This is a genomic window from Streptomyces sp. NPDC001100, from assembly GCF_053598575.1.
Genome location: NZ_JBSFKO010000004.1, coordinates 201,650 through 216,447, shown reverse-complemented (window position 1 = coordinate 216,447; position 14,798 = coordinate 201,650). Strand labels below are relative to the sequence as shown.

Sequence of the window (14,798 nt, the reverse complement as noted above, 5' to 3'; positions counted from 1 at the left end):
CCCTACTCGACGCCGATGAGCAGCAGGGCGCCCTGCCGGCCGCCCCGGTACACCACCGTGTCGACGGCGAGATACGACTCGCGGACGTGGACCTCCAGGACGTCGGCAACGCTCTCTGGGGCCTCGTCGCCCAGGACGAGGGTGACCAGTTCACCGCCGGCCGCGAGCATGCGGTCGAGGACGGCCAGGGCGGTGGCGGTGACGTCGGCGCCGATCACCGCCACGTCGCCGTCGACGAGGCCCAGGACGTCCCCGGCCTGGCAGATGCCGGCCATGGTCCAGGACTGGCGTTCGGCGACGGCGACCTCGGCGTAGCGGGTCGCGCCGGCCGCCGAGGTCATGGAGACGACGTCCTCGTCGAAGCGGCGCTCGGGTTCGTGCACGGCCAGCGCGGCGATCCCCTGGACCGCGGAGCGCGTCGGGATCAGCGCGACCCTGATGCCCTCGGCCCGCGCCTGCTCGGCCGCCGCTGCCGCCGTGTGCCGCAGGTCGGCGTCGTTGGGCAGCAGCACGACCTCACGCGCGTGCGCCCGCCGCAGGGCCGCGACCAGCTCCCCGCTGGCAGGCGGCTCCCCGGGGCGCGCGAGCACGGTGGTCGCACCGGCCTCGCCGTAGAGCCCCGCCAGGCCCTCCCCCGGGACGACGGCGACGACGGCCCGCTGGGCGCGCTCCCTGGGCGGCCGTTCGGCACCCGTGGTGTGGACGTCGCCGAGCGCGAAGTGGGTGATCCGGATGCGGTACGGCCGTCCGGCCTCGACGCCCGCCTCCACGGCCGCGCCGGCGTCGTCGACGTGCACATGGACGTTCCACAGGCCGTCGCCGCCGACCACGACGAGCGAGTCGCCGAGCGCGTCGAGCCGGTCCCGCAGCCGGGTCACGGCCGCGTCCTCGGCCTCCAGGAGGTAGATCACCTCGTAGGCTGGCCCGCCCTCCTGGGCGGCAGTCGGGTCGTCCTCGCAGAGGAGGACGTCGTCGACTCCGGGAGCCCCGATAACCGAACGGGCCTCCACGCGCGCGTGCCCTCCGAAGACCGGCGCCTCCCGGGTGAACGTCTCCACCAGCGCGGCCAGCACCGCCACCAGCCCGCGGCCGCCCGCGTCGACCACTCCCGCGCGCTCCAGGACGGCCAGCTGCCCCGGGGTCGCGGCCAGCGCCACGCACGCTCCGTCGTAGGCGGCCCGTGCCACCGTCCCGCAGTCGCCCTCGGTGTCGTCGGCAGCGTCGGCCGCCCCCGAGGCGACGGAGAGGACCGTGCCCTCGACCGGGTGGGCCACGGCCTGCCGGGCGGAGTCGGCCGCGTGCCGCAGCGCGAGCCGCAGCCCCTCCCCGTCCGTGTGAGCCGTCTCACCGTCGGCGGCGAGCACCTGGGCCATGCCGCGCAGCAGCTGCGCGAGGATCGTCCCGGAGTTGCCGCGCGCCCCTATGAGCGCCCCGTGGGCCATCGCGCGGGCCGCGTCGGCCAGCGGCGGTTTCTGCTCGGTCAGGGTGCGGTGTCCGGCGAACACCGCCTCGACGGCCGTGACGGCGGACTCCATGGTCAGGTAGAGGTTGGTGCCGGTGTCCCCGTCGGCCACGGGATACACGTTGATGGCGTCGATCTCCTCGCGCGCACGCCCCAGCGCGCGCAGCGCGAGACCGCACCAGGTACGCACCGCGAGAGCATCGAAGAATGTCTGCGGCACCTGCGGCACCTGCGCCTCCTTGAGCTGCTGGACTGGCACGCAGCGTAGACCCCGGAGGGGGCCGGGCCCGAGGAGGGCCGGAGCAGGCCCTCGACCAGGCATGGTAGTTTCGTTGAACCGGCGCAGTCGTTGTATGCTGCTCCGGTTGCCCGATCCCGATCGGGCCATCCCCCCTGGCAGTGCCACTTCAGATCCTAGATCCTGATCCCGGCATGCCGGGATCATCCGTAAGTGCATCTGTGCATCTGAAGTCTTTGGAGTGACCCGTGGCTGCCAACTGCGACGTCTGCGGCAAGGGGCCGGGCTTCGGCAACAACATCTCGCACTCGCACCGCCGTACGCCGCGTCGCTGGAACCCGAACATCCAGCGCGTTCGTACCGTGGTCGGCGGGACGCCGAAGCGCGTGAACGCTTGCACCTCGTGCATCAAGGCCGGCAAGGTCTCGCGCTGACGCACTGCTGAGCGCGCGGCCACTGCTGGTTCGCTGCATCGAGCCGGTCCACCTCGTGTGGGCCGGCTTTTTGCCGTGCCGTGTCAGACGGCATCCGACCGCAGCGCCCATCCATGATCCACCGGCCCGATCCCGCCCCCCAGAGCGAACCCCGCCGCGATCGCCCCGGTGACGTACTCCTTCGCCGCCGTCACCGCCTCCGGCACCGACCGCCCCTTGGCCAGCTCAGACGCGATCGCCGAGGCGAGCGTGCAGCCCGTGCCGTGGGTGTGCCGGTTGTCGTACCGGGGCGCGCGCAGCCAGTGCTCCTCGGTGCCGTCGGAGAGCAGGTCCACGGCGTCGCCGGACAGATGCCCGCCCTTGACGAGCACCCACCGAGGTCCGTACGCCAGCACGGCCGCCGCGGCCTCCCGCAACTGCTCCTCCGTCTCGACCCGCACCCCGGTGAGCTGCGCCACCTCGTCGAGGTTCGGCGTCGCCACGGTCGCCACCGGAAGCAGCTTCGTGCGTACGGCGTCCAGCGCGGAGTCCGCCAGAAGCGAGTCCCCGTGCTTCGAGATGCCGACCGGGTCGACGACCGCCGGGGCGTCCGTCCCCGCGAGCAACTCCGCGACCGTCTCGACGAGTTCGGCCGACGCGAGCATGCCGGTCTTCACGGCATGGACGCCGATGTCGTCGACGACACTGCGGTACTGGGCGCGCACCGCCTCCGCCGGAAGTTCCCAAGCCCCTTGCACACCAAGGGAGTTCTGCGCGGTGACTGCCGTGACGACACTCATGCCGTGCACACCGAGCGCCAGCATCGTCTTCAAGTCGGCCTGGATTCCCGCCCCTCCACCGGAGTCGGAGCCGGCCACGGTCAGCACAAGGGGCTTCACGACTCGATGTCCCCGAAGTGGTCCCAGCCGCCCTTGCTGGTCCACGGCGCTCCGTCGACCGTCACCTGGGGCAGCGCCGAGGGGTTGAGGACCTCGCCGATCACCTTCCAGCGGGCCGGCAGCTTCACGTCCGGGGCGAAGGTCGCCACGATCGCGTGGTCCTCTCCCCCGGTGAGCACCCACTGGATGGGGTCGACGCCGACGGCCTGCCCGATGTCGTGCATCTGGGTCGGGATGTCGATCGCGCCCGAGCGGATGTCGATCCGGACCTTGCTCGACTCGGCGATGTGCCCCAGGTCCGCGATCAGCCCGTCACTGACGTCGCACATCGAGGTCGCGCCGAGCCCGGCCGCCGCCGGACCCGCGTGGTACGGCGGCTCGGGGCGCCGGTGTGCCTCCACGAACGCGCGCGGCGAGCGGAAGCCCCGCGACAGCACCGCGTACCCGGCCGCGGACCAGCCCAGCCAGCCGGTCACCGCGACCACGTCACCGGGCTGCGCGCCGGCCCGGGTGACCGGCTCCCGGCCGCGCAGATCACCGAGCGCGGTGATCGACACCATGATCGTGTCGCCCCGTACGACATCGCCGCCGACCACCGAGGCGCCCGCCACCTGGCACTCGTCGCGCAGGCCGTCCATCAGCTCCATGGGCCAGGTGACCGGGAGCTCGGCCGGCACGACCAGTCCGAGGAGCAGGGCGGTCGGTACGGCGCCCATCGCGGCGATGTCCGCGAGGTTCTGCGCGGCGGCCTTGCGTCCTACGTCGTAGGCCGTGGACCAGTCGCGGCGGAAGTGCCGCCCCTCCAGCAGGATGTCGGTGCTCGCCACGACCCTGCGGTCGGGCGCGGCGACGACCGCGGCGTCGTCGCCGGGGCCGACCCGGACCGAGGGGGTGGTGGTGAGCCGGGAAGTGAGCTCCCTGATGAGCCCGAACTCCCCCAACTCACCGACGGTGCCCTTCATCGTTCGTCCTCTTCTCGTGACGGCAGCGCCCGGTCGCGAGCCGTCGGTGTGCTCGGTACGGTCGAGGTGACCGTCAACTTCAGTCGTGCCCGTGCCCCGGCACGAGGGGAAGGGCTTCCGCGGGTCTCCCCGTGGTGAGCGGCGACGCGATACCGTGGCGTTCCTTTTCCCCACATGATCCTCGTGGCCGCCCTGGAGGTTCCGTGGTACAGGCGTACATCCTGATCCAGACGGAGGTCGGCAAGGCGTCGACCGTCGCCGAGACGATCAGCAAGATTCCCGGAGTGATCCAGGCCGAGGACGTCACAGGACCGTACGACGTGATCGTGCGCGCCCAGGCCGACACGGTCGACGATCTCGGCCGTATGGTGGTCGCCAAGGTCCAGCAAGTGGACGGCATCACCCGCACCCTGACCTGCCCGGTGGTGCATCTGTAGCCCCCGTCTACCCTTGGCCGGTGAACTCTCTCCGTCACCGGCGCCGTTCTGTCATCGGGCTGTCCGTGCTCGCCCCGCTGATCACCCTCGCGGGCTGCTCCTCAGCAGACGACAGCGCGTCGGCGGCGGTTCCCTCACCGGGCGCGAAGGTCACCGGGCTGTGCCGGAATCTGGACAAGGTGCTGCCGTCGAAGGTCGACGGCCAAGGCCGCCGGGATCCCGAGCCCGCGTCCGCGCTGACCGCGGGCTGGGGGAACCCGGCGATCATACTGCGCTGCGGTGTCGTGAGACCCGCGAAGATGAACGACCCCGAGGCCGACGGCGTCGAGGTGAACGGCGTCGGCTGGCTGCTGCAGAAGCAGGACGACGGGTCCTTCCGGTTCACCACGACACTGCGCAGGGCCTACGTCGAGGTGACCATCCCGAAGGACCGCACCGGAGACGGCCTGGCGCCCCTCGTCGACCTGGCGAAGTCCGTGAAGAAGGCGATCCCCGCGGGGATCGCCGACTAGCTCGACCGGACCGGCCCGTTCAGCGCAGTCCGGTGGACCGGCGCAGGGCCGCCTGCACCAGACGGTCCACCAGCTCCCCGTAGGAGACGCCGCTGGCCTGCCACATCTGCGGGTACATCGAGATCGGCGTGAAACCGGGCATCGTGTTGATCTCGTTGATGACGAACTCGCCGTCCTCGGTGAGGAAGAAGTCCGCCCGCACCAGCCCCTCGCAGGAGGCCGCGTCGAAGGCGTCCACCGCGAGCCTCTGCACCTCGGCCGTCTCCTCGGGCGTCAGCGGAGCGGGCACGATGCCGGGGGTCGAGTCGATGTACTTCGCCTCGAAGTCGTAGTACGCGTGCTCCTGGGGCGGCGGGATCTCGGCCGGCACGCTGGCCCGCGGCCCGTCCTCGAACTCCAGCACCCCGCACTCGATCTCGCGCCCGCGCAGCGCGGCCTCCACGAGGATCTTCGGGTCGTGCCGCTGCGCCTCCTCGATCGCCTCGTCGAGGCCGGACAGGTCGTCGACCTTGGTGATGCCGATGGACGAACCCGCACGCGCGGGCTTCACGAACAGCGGCCAGCCGTGCTCACCGGCGAAGTCGACGATCTTCTTCCGGGCGGCGGACTCGTCCCGCTGCCACTCGCGCGGCCGGATCACCACGTAGGGGCCCACCTTGAGGCCGAACGAGGTGAACACCCGCTTCATGTACTCCTTGTCCTGGCCGACGGCCGAGGCGAGCACACCCGCGCCCACGTACGGCACACCGGACAGCTCCAGGAGCCCCTGAAGGGTGCCGTCCTCGCCGTAGGGGCCGTGCAGGACGGGGAAGACGACGTCGACCTCACCGAGGGCCTTGGGCACGGATCCCGGTTCACTGATGACGACTTCGCGGTTTCCGGGGTCGAGCGGGAGCACCACTCCGCCCTCGCTCGACTCGGCGAGCTCCTCGACGTCCGGGGTGCGGCGGTCGGTGATCGCCATGCGTTCCGGCGCGTCGGCGGTGAGGGCCCAGCGGCCTTCGCGGGTGATGCCGATCGGCAGGACGTCGTACTTGGTCCGGTCGATGGCCGCGAGGACGGCGCCGGCGGTGACCACGGAGATCCCGTGTTCGGAGCTGCGACCGCCGAACACGACGGCCACACGCGGCTTGCGAGGCGGCTGCTCAGGGTTCTGGGAGAGGTTCTCGGTGCTCATATCGCGATGAGCGTACCCGGTGGTACTGCCCTGAGTCAGCGTCCGTTGACCCGCGTTGCTCAGCGTCGTTCCGGCTTCGCGCTCCGCGACATCAGTTCCTTGACCGCGACCACGGGCGACTTCCCCTCGTGCACGATCTCGAAGACCGTCTCCGTGATCGGCATGTCGACGCCGTGCCTGCGGGCCAAGTCGAGCACGGACTCGCAGGACTTGACGCCCTCGGCGGTCTGCTTGGTGACCGCGATGGTCTCCTGGAGCGTCATGCCCTTGCCGAGGTTGGTGCCGAAGGTGTGGTTGCGCGACAGCGGCGAGGAGCAGGTCGCCACCAGGTCGCCGAGTCCGGCGAGTCCGGAGAAGGTGAGCGGGTCGGCACCCATCGCGATACCGAGCCGGGTCGTCTCGACGAGCCCGCGCGTGATGAGCGAGCCCTTCGCGTTGTCCCCCAGGCCCATGCCGTCCGCGATGCCGACGGCGAGCCCGATCACGTTCTTCACCGCGCCGCCGAGCTCGCAGCCCACGACGTCGGTGATGGTGTACGGCCTGAAGTACGGGGTGTGGCAGGCAGCTTGGAGCCGGCGGGCCACGGCCTCGTCGGTGCAGGCGACCACCGCGGCGGCCGGCATCCGGGAGGCGATCTCCCGCGCGAGGTTGGGTCCGGAGACCACGGCGATACGGTCCCGGCTCACCTTGGCGACGTCCTCGATGACCTCGCTCATCCGCATGACGGAGCCGAGCTCGACGCCCTTCATGAGCGAGACGAGGACCGTGTCGGGCGCCAACAGGGGTGCCCAGTCGGCCAAGTTGGCGCGCAGTGTCTGCGACGGGACCGACAGGACGGTGAAGTCGGCGTCGGCGGCGGCCTCGGCGGGGTCGGTGGTGGCCCGCAGGTTCTCCGGGAGTTCGACACCGGGAAAGTAATCGGGGTTGGTGCGGCCGGAGTTGATGGCGTCCACGACCTCCGCGCGGCGCCCCCACAGGGTGACCTCGCACCCCGCGTCGGCGAGCACCATGCCGAAAGCCGTGCCCCATGAACCGGCGCTGAAAACAGCCGCCTTGACCGGCTTGCTCACGTGCCCTGCCCCTCTTCCTGCTCGACCTTCGGCTCGGTCGCCGACTCGGCCCTGGACTCCAACTGCTCGGTCTCCGCGGCCGTCCGGCGCCGCTGCTCGATCCGCTCGCGGCGCGGATCGTAGGGCGTCTCGGGTGCCTTGGCGCCGCGGATCTGCTCCAACAGGCGTGTGATGTCGGCCATGATGACCTCGGTCGCCTCCTTGAGGAGGTCCGGGCTCATCTCCTTGCCGTAGAAGCGCGTGAGGTCCACCGGCGGGCCCGCGAGCACGTGGCTGGTCTTGCGCGGGAAGACGTGCAGCTTCTTGGCGTACGGCGGCAGCAGTTCGTTGGCGCCCCACTGCGCGACGGGAATCACCGGGCACTTTGTCTGCAGGGCCACGCGCGCGGCACCGGTCTTGCCGGTCATGGGCCACTGGTCGGGGTCGCGGGTGATGGTGCCCTCGGGATAGAACGCGACGCATTCTCCGCGCTCCACGGCGTCGATCGCGGCGCGGAAGGCGCTCAGCGCGTCGGTGGTCTCGCGATAGACGGGGATCTGTCCGGTGCCGCGCATCGCGGCGCCGACGAATCCCTTCTTGAAAAGGCCGCTCTTCGCGAGGAATCGCGGAACGCGCCCGGTGTTGTACTGAAAGTGAGCGTAAGCAAGGGGATCTACGTGCGAATTGTGGTTCACCGCGGTGATAAATCCACCCTCGGCCGGAATGTGCTCCATTCCGCGCCAGTCCCGCTTGATCAGAACCACCAGCGGCGGTTTGCAGAGGACCGCTGCGAAGCGGTACCAGAACCCGATTCTGCGGCGGGGCACGCGAACACCTTCCTCTTGGACCCGGGGGGCCGCACAAGTGTCGCCCCAGGCCGTCGGTCTGTCGAGAACACCGTACGCCCCGCCACCGACAACGCCAGGGGGCCCGGGTGACAATGGCCGCGACAAGAGAGGGACGGAACCCGCGTGCAGTGGACCTTGGTCATACCCCTGAAGTCTCTGGCGCGAGCCAAGACCAGGCTCTCGGACACGGCCGGCGACGGGCTGCGGCCGGGGCTCGCCCTCGCCTTCGCGCAGGACACCGTGGCGGCCGTGCTGGCCTGCCCGGCGGTCCGTGATGTGGCGGTCGTCACGGGCGACGCCCTGGCCGGCCGCGAACTGGCCGCGCTGGGCGCCCGTATCGTCGCCGACGAGCCGGGAGACGGCCTGAACGCCGCACTGCGGCACGCGGCGACGGTCGTGCGGGTTTCCCGCCCCGAAAGCGCGGTGGCGGCCCTGAACGCCGATCTGCCGGCGCTGCGCCCCATGGAATTGGCCCGGGTCCTGGACGCGGCGGCGGAATTCCCGCGCGCTTTTCTCCCGGACGCCGCCGCAATCGGCACCACCTTGCTCACCGCGCGCGCGGGCCGGGAATTGCGCCCGGCATTCGGCACCGATTCCCGCGCCCGCCATCGCGCCTCCGGCGCTGCCGAACTCGCTCTGGACGCGGTGGATTCCGTACGGCAGGACGTGGACACCGGCGAGGACCTGCGGGCGGCGCTGGCCCTCGGCGTGGGGCCGCGCACGGCGGCGGCGGCCGCGGGGCTGCTGATCCCCGGGCAGTAGACGGCAGTAGGCTGCGGCCATGCAGGCGACCGCTTACACCTACGACGCCGATACCCGCACCGGCAGTGTGCTGCTCGACGACGGCACCCCGGTGCCCTTCGACTCCGCCGCGTTCGACGCGGGCGGGCTGCGGCTGCTGCGCCCGGGACAGCGGGTGCGGATCGAGACCGAGGGGCCGAAGGACGGCCTCAGGGTCACATTGGTGACGCTGCAAACCTTCTGAACGCCCGTGCACGGGGCGTGAACACGCCGCGGGCCGGACTCCCAGCGGGAGTCCGGCCCGGCGCGTGAGTGCCCTGCGTTCCGCTGACTAGCGGGTGGCGGTGGCCTTCTTGGCGGTGGTCTTGCGCGTTGTCGACTTCTTGGCCGGGGCCTTCTTGGCCGCAGCCTTCTTGGCGGTGCCGGTGGCCTTCTTGGCCGCCGTCTTCTTGGCCGTCGCCGTGGTCTTCTTGGCGGTCGCCTTCTTGGCCGTGGTCTTCTTGGCGGTGGCCGTCTTGGCCGCCGTCTTCTTGGCCACGGTCTTCTTCGCCACGGTCTTCTTCGCGGTGGCCGTCGCCCTCTTGGCGGTGGTCTTCTTGGCCGCGGCCTTCTTGACCGTCGCCGAAGCGGTGCCGCTCAGGCTGCCCTTGGGTGCCTTCTTGACGGCGACCTCGCCACCGCGCGGGAGCTTCTTCGAGCCGCTCACCAGGTCCTTGAAACCCTGGCCCGCGCGGAAGCGCGGAACGGAGGTCTTCTTGACCCGAACCCGCTCGCCCGTCTGGGGGTTGCGGGCGTAACGGGCCGGACGGTCGACCTTCTCGAACGAACCGAAACCGGTGACCGAGACCCGGTCCCCACTGACGACGGCACGGACGATGGCGTCCAGTACCGCGTCGACCGCCTCGGCGGCCTGCTGACGGCCACCGACCTTGTCGGCAATCGCTTCTACGAGCTGCGCCTTGTTCACGTCTTCCCCTTCGGAGACATTGCCGGAACGAAAGTGTTCAGGCTTTTCCGCACGTTAGGCAGATATATACCGCAAATCAAACACGAAACGGGCTAATCACCCGTGCGCCGCAACGAACTCGACTGTCCTGGACTTGTTCAGCGTTCCTCTTCGGGGAATCGACCCGCGTCGAGGTCCGCCGTGAACCGGTCCAGTCGCCTTGTCGCGTCGGCGAGATCGTGCTTGGCCGCGGCCGTAATGACCAGCAGCTTCCGGGCCAGCGCCATCCGTACGCCCTCCGGGACTTGCAGTGCGCGCACCCTTGTGTGCGCTTCCTTGAGTTGGTCCGCGACTGCCGCATAGAGCTTGAGTTGGCCGTCGTGTTCCATGCACAGATTGTGCCATCTGGGGCGAGTTGTCGCCTGCGGGGGTCGCAACTGGTGCCTCGAACGGCCTGACGGAGCCCGGCGGCAGCCTTGGCTCAAAGGTGCGCCTACCCAGTCAACACCCTGTCTAACATGGGAAGTTGAGAGAAGCGTTGGAGGCGCGCGGGGCCGTTCGGGTGCAGACATGGCTGTACCCCCAATCGTGGCGATCGGGGGTACAGAGGGTGTCGCGGTGGCCGGATCTCGACCTGGTGCGGGGGTTGGGGTCAGACCTGGACCGTCCGCGGCTTGTACGAGGGGCGCTTGGCCTCGTACGCGGAGATGTCGCCCTCGTTCTGGAGGGTGATGGAGATGTCGTCCAGTCCGTTCAGCAGCCGCCAGCGGGCGTTCTCGTCGAGTTCGAAGGCGGCGGTGATGCCCTCGGCGCGCACCTCACGGGCCTCCAGGTCGACCGTGATCTCGGCCTGCGGGTCCTTCTCGGTGAGTTCCTGCAGCGCGTCCACGGTCTTCTGCTCCAGAACGACCGTGAGCAGGCCGTTCTTCAGCGAGTTGCCGCGGAAGATGTCGGCGAAGCGGGAGGAGATGACGGCCTTGAAGCCGTAGTTCTGCAGCGCCCACACGGCGTGCTCGCGGGAGGAGCCGGTGCCGAAGTCGGGGCCGGCCACCAGAACCGTCGCGCCCTTGCGCTCGGGGCGGTTGAGGACGAAGTTCTCGTCCTTGCGCCAGGCCTCGAACAGCCCGTCCTCGAAACCGTCCCTGGTCACCTTCTTGAGCCAGTGGGCGGGGATGATCTGGTCGGTGTCCACGTTGCTGCGGCGCAGCGGGACGGCCCGGCCGGTGTGCGTGGTGAATGCTTCCATGACTCTCAGACTCCAGCGGGCACAGGGGCGTCGGACAGGTCGGCGGGCGAGGCCAGATGGCCCAGCACGGCGGTCGCGGCGGCGACCTGCGGCGAGACCAGGTGCGTACGGCCGCCCTTGCCCTGCCTGCCCTCGAAGTTGCGGTTGGAGGTGGACGCGGAGCGCTCGCCGGGCGCCAGCTGGTCGGGGTTCATGCCCAGGCACATCGAGCAGCCGGCGTGCCGCCATTCGGCACCGGCGTCCTTGAACACGACGTCCAGGCCCTCGGAGACGGCCTGGAGACCGACCCGCGCGGAGCCCGGGACGACCAGCATCCGTACGCCGTCGGCGACTTTGCGGCCCTCGACGATCGCGGCGGCGGCACGCAGGTCCTCGATACGGCCGTTGGTGCACGAACCTACGAAGACGGTGTCCACCTTGATGTCGCGCAGCGGCTGGCCGGCCTCCAACCCCATGTATTCCAGGGCCTTTTCGGCAGCGAGGCGCTCCGAAGCGTCTTCGTACGAAGCCGGGTCGGGGACGGACGCCGAAAGCGGCGCGCCCTGACCGGGGTTGGTGCCCCAGGTGACGAACGGCGCCAGCGAGGGACCGTCGATGACGACCTCGGCGTCGAATTCGGCGTCCTCGTCGGTCTTCAGGGTCTTCCAGTACGCGACGGCGGCGTCCCAGTCCTCGCCCTCGGGGGCGTGGGCGCGGCCCTTGATGTACTCGAAGGTGGTCTCGTCGGGGGCGATCATGCCCGCGCGGGCACCGGCCTCGATCGACATGTTGCAGATGGTCATGCGGGCTTCCATCGAGAGCTTCTCGATGGCGGAGCCGCGGTATTCGAGGATGTAGCCCTGGCCGCCGCCGGTGCCGATCTTCGCGATGATGGCGAGGATCAGGTCCTTGGCGGTGACGCCGTCGGGCAGTTCGCCGTCGACGGTGATGGCCATGGTCTTCGGGCGGGCCAGCGGCAGCGTCTGCGTCGCCAGCACGTGCTCCACCTGCGAGGTGCCGATGCCGAACGCCAGCGCGCCGAAGGCGCCGTGCGTGGAGGTGTGGGAGTCACCGCACACGACCGTCGTACCGGGCTGGGTCAGACCCAGCTGCGGTCCTACGACGTGGACGACACCCTGCTCGACATCGCCCAGGGAGTGCAGGCGCACGCCGAAGTCGGCGCAGTTCTTGCGCAGCGTCTCCAGCTGAGCCCGGGAGACCGGGTCCGCGATGGGCTTGTCGATGTCGAGGGTCGGGGTGTTGTGATCCTCGGTGGCGATGGTGAGGTCGAGGCGCCGCACGGGACGCCCGGCCTGGCGGAGACCGTCGAAGGCCTGCGGGCTGGTCACCTCGTGCAGCAGGTGCAGATCGATGAAGAGGAGGTCGGGCTCGCCCTCGGCGCGCCGGACGACATGGTCGTCCCAGACCTTCTCCGCGAGTGTCCTACCCATCGCTTTCCCTCCGGCCGGCAGAACAGAGCCGGCCCAACTAGAGATCTTGAGGAGACGGCGCTCGCACCCCTGGTTCACGGGCAGCCGCCGCCTGGCCCGTTTGGAACGCGGGCCGCTGTGTCTACAAGAGTTGCGCGTCTCACGAAAAAAGGAACTTGCGTTTCACAGAGTGAGACGCGAGTATCGTTTCATGGACAACAGTAGCGGCGTCGGCGTCCTGGACAAGGCAGCCCTTGTCCTGGGCGCTCTGGAGTCCGGTCCGGCCACCCTCGCGGGTCTGGTCGCGGCGACCGGGCTGGCACGACCCACGGCACACCGGCTGGCCGTGGCCTTGGAACACCACCGTATGGTGGCGCGCGACATGCAGGGCCGTTTCATTCTCGGCCCCCGCCTCGCCGAGCTGGCCGCGGCCGCGGGCGAGGACCGCCTGCTCGCCACCGCGGGCCCGGTGCTCACGCATCTGCGGGACATCACGGGCGAGAGCGCGCAGCTCTACCGCCGCCAGGGCGACATGCGCATCTGCGTGGCCGCGGCGGAACGCCTGTCCGGACTGCGGGACACGGTCCCGGTCGGTTCGACCCTCACCATGAAAGCCGGCTCCTCGGCCCAGATCCTGATGGCCTGGGAGGAGCCGGAGCGCCTGCACCGCGGCCTCCAGGGCGCCCGCTTCACGGCCACCGCGCTCTCGGGCGTACGGCGCCGGGGCTGGGCCCAGTCCATCGGCGAGCGCGAGCCGGGCGTCGCGTCCGTCTCCGCACCCGTGCGCGGCCCCTCGAACCGCGTGGTGGCCGCTGTGTCCGTCTCCGGCCCCATCGAGCGCCTGACGCGCCACCCGGGCCGTATGCACGCCCAGGCGGTCATCGACGCCGCGGCCCGCCTCTCCGAGGCCCTGCGCCGTACGGGCTGACCCCCCGGAACACCACAGAAGGGCCTGCCTCAACGCCGCGGCAGGCCCTTCGTCATGTCCGGGATCAAGCGCCTCACATCGACCGTCGTTCCGGTGCCGCGCCGTCGTGGCTGGCCGCGCCCGCGTGGCGGAGCCACAAATCGACACAGCTCCGCACCCCTTCGGGGCGCTGCCCACTCCCCCGGTCCGACTACTCGGACGTCACACTCCCCGACCGATACGCGAACCGGTCCTTCGCCCGCCTCCCCCGCCGCTCCACCGGCACCTGTCCGTGCGCCGCCGCGAGTCCGAAGGCCGGCATGTCGGCGTAGATCGCCTCGTACGAACCCTCGGGCACCACATAGCTCTCGTGCCACAGACCGACGTGCCCGCGCACCTTCCCCGCCTTCTCCTTGCGGTTGATGACGGCCCACGCCTTGTGGTGGAGCATGTCGGGCGAACTCGCGTACTTGTACAGCTTCTCCTTGGACTCCCAGTACTGGACGACGTAGTACGTCCGCGGGGACGCCGTCAGCAGTACGTGCCCGAGCAGTCCGCGGCTCCTGTCCTTCCCCAACTCCCGCAGCATGCGCGGCATCGCGAGGAACACCGGCACCCAGTGGTGCACGGCCCAGAAATGATTGACGCGCATCCCGATCAGGAGCACCACCACCTCCCCCTCGGCGGCAGCGGTGGTGCGGCCGTTGACAGCCTTCGCGAACATGACTCCCCCTTGTTGGGTACCAGCGCTATCCGATGACCCGTGTTTGGATAGTGCCGGTATCCGAGAAGGGGCGCAAGACATGCGGCTGTCCGAGTTGAGCGAGCGGAGCGGTGTGTCCATCGCGACGATCAAGTACTACCTGCGGGAAGGGCTGTTGAGCCCCGGCCGTCAGCTCAACGCGACCACCGCCGAGTACGACGAGGAACATCTGCGACGGCTGCGGCTGGTGCGCGCGATGATCCAGGTCGGCCGGCTGCCGGTGGCCACGGTCCGCGAGGTGCTCGGCCATGTCGACGACGACTCCCTCGGCCGTACGATCCGGCTGGGCGCGGCGCTCTGGGCGCTGCCGCAGGTTCCGGAGCCGGACGCGGAGGACGAGTACGTTCAGGCCGCGCACCGTGAGGTGGACCAGCTCCTGGAGACGCTGGGCTGGTCCAACTCCCAGGCCCTGGTGACCATTTCGCCGTCCTACCGCTCACTGGTGGTGGCGGTGGCCGCACTTCGCCGGCTCGGCTACGACTGGCCCCCCGAACTCGTCGTGAACTACGCCAAGTTGATGCACGAGGCGGCCGTGCTCGACCTGGACTTCGTGGAGACGCATCCCTCGGAGGCCGAGAAGGTGGAGACGGCGGTGGCGGGCGCGATCTTCGTGGAGCCGGTGCTCCGGGCGCTGCACCGGCTGGCGCAGGAGGAGGAGTCGGCACGGCGGTACGGCTTCGAGTGAGCGGGGCATGCGGAAGGCCCCCCACCGAAGTGGAGGGCCTTCCAGGATGTACCCCCGACCGGATTCGAACCGGCGCTACTGCCGTGAGAGGGCAGCGTGCTAGG

The 14,798-nt window shown here is 70.2% G+C and carries 18 protein-coding genes; 7 read left to right on the top strand and 11 right to left on the bottom strand.

Annotated elements, in window-relative coordinates:
- Positions 1-2 precede the first annotated feature (2 nt).
- Positions 3-1,691: a DAK2 domain-containing protein gene (locus tag ACWDEW_RS07395; RefSeq protein WP_450510747.1), complete on the bottom strand. Its 1,689-nt coding sequence runs from the start codon at positions 1,689-1,691 to the stop codon at positions 3-5.
- Between the two features lie 257 nt (positions 1,692-1,948).
- Between ACWDEW_RS07395 and rpmB the strand changes: the two genes are divergently transcribed.
- Positions 1,949-2,134 (top strand): 50S ribosomal protein L28, encoded by a 186-nt coding sequence (rpmB, locus tag ACWDEW_RS07390; protein ID WP_004924906.1) that lies wholly within the window; start codon positions 1,949-1,951, stop codon positions 2,132-2,134.
- Positions 2,135-2,217: 83 nt separating this feature from the next.
- Here the strand turns inward: rpmB and thiD are convergent, their stop codons facing one another.
- Entirely contained in the window at positions 2,218-3,012 is a 795-nt protein-coding gene (gene thiD / locus ACWDEW_RS07385; RefSeq protein ID WP_450510470.1) for a bifunctional hydroxymethylpyrimidine kinase/phosphomethylpyrimidine kinase, read from the bottom strand.
- Positions 3,009-3,974 carry a thiamine-phosphate kinase gene (locus ACWDEW_RS07380; protein ID WP_019068733.1) on the bottom strand — a complete coding sequence of 322 codons (966 nt, stop codon included), beginning with the start codon at positions 3,972-3,974 and terminating at the stop codon, positions 3,009-3,011. The genes thiD and ACWDEW_RS07380 overlap by 4 nt, the downstream gene beginning before the upstream one ends.
- Positions 3,975-4,177: 203 nt before the next feature.
- Here ACWDEW_RS07380 and ACWDEW_RS07375 point away from each other — a divergent pair, with 203 nt between their 5' ends.
- Both ACWDEW_RS07375 and ACWDEW_RS07370 read left to right on the top strand, forming a co-directional pair.
- The gene (locus tag ACWDEW_RS07375) at positions 4,178-4,411 is read left to right on the top strand and encodes an Lrp/AsnC family transcriptional regulator (RefSeq protein ID WP_003997603.1); all 234 of its coding nucleotides are present in this window, start codon (positions 4,178-4,180) and stop codon (positions 4,409-4,411) included.
- Between the two features lie 20 nt (positions 4,412-4,431).
- Positions 4,432-4,923 carry a DUF3515 domain-containing protein gene (locus ACWDEW_RS07370; RefSeq protein WP_450510468.1) on the top strand — a complete coding sequence of 164 codons (492 nt, stop codon included), beginning with the start codon at positions 4,432-4,434 and terminating at the stop codon, positions 4,921-4,923.
- Positions 4,924-4,942: 19 nt separating this feature from the next.
- Here the strand turns inward: ACWDEW_RS07370 and ACWDEW_RS07365 are convergent, their stop codons facing one another.
- The 3 genes from ACWDEW_RS07365 to ACWDEW_RS07355 are packed head-to-tail and all read right to left on the bottom strand — an operon-like array spanning position 4,943 to position 7,976.
- The gene (locus ACWDEW_RS07365) at positions 4,943-6,100 is read right to left on the bottom strand and encodes a D-alanine--D-alanine ligase family protein (protein ID WP_450510467.1); all 1,158 of its coding nucleotides are present in this window, start codon (positions 6,098-6,100) and stop codon (positions 4,943-4,945) included.
- Between the two features lie 59 nt (positions 6,101-6,159).
- The gene (locus ACWDEW_RS07360; RefSeq protein ID WP_362973446.1) at positions 6,160-7,170 is read right to left on the bottom strand and encodes an NAD(P)H-dependent glycerol-3-phosphate dehydrogenase; all 1,011 of its coding nucleotides are present in this window, start codon (positions 7,168-7,170) and stop codon (positions 6,160-6,162) included.
- Positions 7,167-7,976, bottom strand: a complete 810-nt coding sequence (locus ACWDEW_RS07355; RefSeq protein WP_431253198.1) for a lysophospholipid acyltransferase family protein — start codon at positions 7,974-7,976, stop codon at positions 7,167-7,169. The genes ACWDEW_RS07360 and ACWDEW_RS07355 overlap by 4 nt, the downstream gene beginning before the upstream one ends.
- Positions 7,977-8,120: 144 nt before the next feature.
- Between ACWDEW_RS07355 and cofC the strand changes: the two genes are divergently transcribed.
- Entirely contained in the window at positions 8,121-8,759 is a 639-nt protein-coding gene (gene cofC, locus ACWDEW_RS07350; protein WP_450510464.1) for a 2-phospho-L-lactate guanylyltransferase, read from the top strand.
- A gap of 19 nt (positions 8,760-8,778) precedes the next feature.
- Positions 8,779-8,982, top strand: a complete 204-nt coding sequence (locus tag ACWDEW_RS07345; protein ID WP_450510462.1) for a hypothetical protein — start codon at positions 8,779-8,781, stop codon at positions 8,980-8,982.
- Positions 8,983-9,069: 87 nt separating this feature from the next.
- Here ACWDEW_RS07345 and ACWDEW_RS07340 read toward each other — a convergent pair whose 3' ends face one another.
- The 4 genes from ACWDEW_RS07340 to leuC form a co-directional block, all read right to left on the bottom strand.
- Positions 9,070-9,705: an HU family DNA-binding protein gene (locus ACWDEW_RS07340; protein WP_359609289.1), complete on the bottom strand. Its 636-nt coding sequence runs from the start codon at positions 9,703-9,705 to the stop codon at positions 9,070-9,072.
- A 137-nt stretch (positions 9,706-9,842) separates the two neighbouring features.
- The gene (locus ACWDEW_RS07335) at positions 9,843-10,073 is read right to left on the bottom strand and encodes an SCO5555 family protein (protein ID WP_019068724.1); all 231 of its coding nucleotides are present in this window, start codon (positions 10,071-10,073) and stop codon (positions 9,843-9,845) included.
- Positions 10,074-10,336: 263 nt separating this feature from the next.
- Entirely contained in the window at positions 10,337-10,930 is a 594-nt protein-coding gene (gene leuD / locus ACWDEW_RS07330; RefSeq protein WP_406454107.1) for a 3-isopropylmalate dehydratase small subunit, read from the bottom strand.
- 5 nt (positions 10,931-10,935) lie between these two features.
- Positions 10,936-12,360 (bottom strand): 3-isopropylmalate dehydratase large subunit, encoded by a 1,425-nt coding sequence (gene leuC / locus ACWDEW_RS07325; RefSeq protein WP_450510459.1) that lies wholly within the window; start codon positions 12,358-12,360, stop codon positions 10,936-10,938.
- A gap of 190 nt (positions 12,361-12,550) precedes the next feature.
- Between leuC and ndgR the strand changes: the two genes are divergently transcribed.
- Entirely contained in the window at positions 12,551-13,267 is a 717-nt protein-coding gene (gene ndgR, locus ACWDEW_RS07320; protein ID WP_019068721.1) for an IclR family transcriptional regulator NdgR, read from the top strand.
- 190 nt (positions 13,268-13,457) lie between these two features.
- Here the strand turns inward: ndgR and ACWDEW_RS07315 are convergent, their stop codons facing one another.
- Positions 13,458-13,970 carry a DUF4188 domain-containing protein gene (locus tag ACWDEW_RS07315; protein WP_450510457.1) on the bottom strand — a complete coding sequence of 171 codons (513 nt, stop codon included), beginning with the start codon at positions 13,968-13,970 and terminating at the stop codon, positions 13,458-13,460.
- A 79-nt stretch (positions 13,971-14,049) separates the two neighbouring features.
- Between ACWDEW_RS07315 and ACWDEW_RS07310 the strand changes: the two genes are divergently transcribed.
- Positions 14,050-14,694: a MerR family transcriptional regulator gene (locus ACWDEW_RS07310; RefSeq protein WP_450510455.1), complete on the top strand. Its 645-nt coding sequence runs from the start codon at positions 14,050-14,052 to the stop codon at positions 14,692-14,694.
- The last annotated feature ends 104 nt before the right edge of the window (positions 14,695-14,798 follow it).